The organism is Frankia sp. AvcI1 (genome assembly GCF_001420875.1).
Classification (GTDB): Bacteria; Actinomycetota; Actinomycetes; order Frankiales; family Frankiaceae; genus Frankia; species Frankia alni.
On record NZ_LJFZ01000073.1, the window covers coordinates 1 to 2126 of the forward strand.

At 65.5% G+C, this 2126-nt stretch carries 1 protein-coding gene and 1 pseudogene; both read left to right on the top strand.

Annotation, left to right across the window (positions count from 1 at the left end):
- Positions 1–227, top strand: a 227-nt coding sequence (locus UK94_RS72415) for a transposase (protein ID WP_235490919.1), incomplete at both ends; no start/stop codon positions are given.
- Between the two features lies 1 nt (position 228).
- A pseudogene (locus UK94_RS72420) lies at positions 229–460 on the top strand (IS5/IS1182 family transposase); the annotation flags it as partial.
- Positions 461–2126 lie beyond the last annotated feature (1666 nt).

The following is a 2126-nucleotide window of genomic DNA, read 5'->3' on the forward strand; positions in this document are numbered from 1 at the left end:
GTCGTAAGCGGTTCCTCATCACGGACACCCTCGGGCTGCTGCTCGGCGTGCTCGTGTTGCCAGCCAGTGTCCAGGACCGCGACGGCGGCAGACGAATCATGGTGGATCACTACTTCGATCACTGGCAGTGCCGTCGTTTGTTCGCGGACGGTGGATTCGCCGGACGTTTCGTCGACTGGGCCGGTGAGGTCATGAAGACCAGCGTCGACATCGTCCGGAAGAACCCCNGGCAGCGCGGTTTCGAGGCTCTCCCGAAACGTTGGGTCGTGGAACGAACCTTCTCGTGGATCACCGCGCACCGCCGGCTCGCGCGCATCTCCTTCACCCGACCCGACGTCGTCGCGCAGTCCGGGCAGCGGGCCACCGTCCCCGCCGCCGCGGCCACGTGCACCGTCGAGGAACCGTCCGCCTCCCGCTCCACCAACTCGACCTCGAAACCCGCCAGGCCCAGCAACCCGGCNCCCGTCTCCTGACGATCATTTTCCTAGACAAGAAACGATCTTTACAGGCAGGCGGGTGCGTCCCTTTCCGCACCCCTCGACGGTAACGCTCCGTTACCCATCGCAATCACGGGCCGTCAGCGACCAAACACGGTCTCCAGTCGCCTGCGAAGAGCCGGTAATGATGCGCCGCGGCCGATCACCATGCCGGAAGCTCGCGGACGTCTCCCGGCGAGAGATGTCCGCGTGTCGCGACCCGGACAGAAGCTGGACAGACAAATTCGTCCCTATGCACACTCGCTCGGCAGCGGATTAGTTCGGTGCACCGTTCGACCTTGACCCACGCGGTAGGGGNCTTGGACATGGCTTTGTTCAGGTGGCAGCGCCGGCACGCGCTGATCGGGCTCCTTCTCCTCACGGCATTCCTGGCGCTGGCGCTGCCCGTGGCGCCGGCCCGGGCGGCCGCGCCTGCGGCGCCCGGCAGCGCGACGGNCACCGGCACGTCCGGAAGCACGATCACGGTCGGCATCAAGGAGCTCGACCCGTTCGTCGGCAAGGACGGTGCCGGCCAGAACTCCGGATTCAGCATCGACCTGTGGAACGACATCGCCCGGCGCAACGGCTGGAACACGAAGTTCGTCTGGTACGACAGCGTGCAGCATCTCGTCGACGCGGCCAGGGACAACAAGATCGACGCAGCGATCTCCGGGATTTCGATCACTGCCGACCGGGAGGCGGAAGTCGATTTCTCCTACCCGATGTTCGATGCCGGGCTGCAGATCCTCACCAACGACACCCCCGCCGGGCTCGATGTCTCCCACCAGCTTTCGAACTTCCTCTCCCCCGCCACCGGACGCTATCTCGTGGCGCTGCTGTTCATGCTGGTCCTCGCCGGTGCCATCACCTCGGCCGTGACCAGGAGCAGCAGCAGACAACGCTGGCACCGGCGGATGGGTGACGGGATGTTCCGGGCTGCCGCCATCGGCCTCGCCGGCGACCTGGGCAGTCCGCAGCGGCCGGTCGTAAAAATCGTCACGCTGGCCTGGCTCATCGCCGGGCTCGTGTTCGTCTCCCTGTTCACCGCGTCCATCACGACCCAGCTCACCGTGAAATCCATCCGGACGGGCATCACCGGGGTCTCCGACCTGCCCGGAAAGCGGGTGGTGACCGTCCGCGGCTCCACCGCCGAGAGCTACCTGCGCCGCCACGACATCTCGCCCCGCACCGTGGCGTCGATCGACGCCGCCTACCCGTTGCTGCGAAACAGCGACGCGGACGCCATCGTCTACGATTCACCCGTCCTGCAGCACCACATTGACGTCGCGGCCGGGCAGAAAGAGACCCTCGCGGCGGCGGTCTTCGACCCGGAGGAGTACGGCATCGCCTTCCCCACCGGCAGCACCCTGCGAAAGAAGGTCAATGNCGCCATCCTGCAGATGCACNCTGACGACACCTACAACGAACTCCGCGACCGCTATTTCGACAGCCATTCCTGACACCTCTGAGAAGCTGTTTTAGATCTTGTTCCGGCTACCCTCTGTAGTTGATGGTGTGGTCTGGCCGCTGTGCGCGAGCTGGCGCAGAAGACGCCTCACCATGGTTCGGATCATGGCGAGGCGGATGAAGGTCTCGGAGGTGGCGGGTTTTCTTTCATAGTCGCGCGCGAGCCGGCGGTGCGCGGTGATC